Genomic DNA, 446 nt, shown 5'->3' with positions numbered 1-446 from the left:
ACCGAGCAGGGCATCAAGGACTTCGAGATCAACCTCTACGATCTGTGCGTCGAACTGCTGAAGAAGCGCGACGTGTGGGAGCGCGTCCTCGCCGCCGAGCCATCGATGGACAAGCAGGACTTCCTCAAGATGCTCCAGAACATGCTCGACCCGCAGATCCACCTGGCGCCGGCAATCAGGGAACGTATCGCGGGCGAGGCGTTCCAGATCCTCTTCCTCACTGGTATCGGTGAGGTGTTCCCGTTCGTACGGTCGCACACGGTGCTGAACAACCTGCAAACCGTCGTCTCCGACAAGCCGATGCTGATGTTCTTCCCTGGCCGGTACGAGGTGTCGGCCACACAGGGCTCGGCGCTGGTGCTGTTCGGCCAGCTCAAGGACGACTCCTTCTACCGCGCCAAGCGCATCCTCGACCAGGAAGCATGACCCGATGAAGCTCAGCGAGA

At 61.0% G+C, this 446-nt stretch carries 1 protein-coding gene; it reads left to right on the top strand.

The genetic code is table 11. The features are described from left to right. Positions 1 to 426: DUF1788 domain-containing protein (locus G3I78_RS48420; RefSeq protein ID WP_164437007.1), on the top strand; the 426-nt coding region annotated here is incomplete at its 5' end. Positions 427 to 446 lie beyond the last annotated feature (20 nt).

Source organism: Streptomyces sp. SID13726 (assembly GCF_010548375.1).
Taxonomy (GTDB): Bacteria; Actinomycetota; Actinomycetes; order Streptomycetales; family Streptomycetaceae; genus Streptomyces.
The sequence above is the reverse complement of the archived record's forward strand: the minus strand, read 5'-3'. Positions and strand labels throughout refer to the sequence as shown.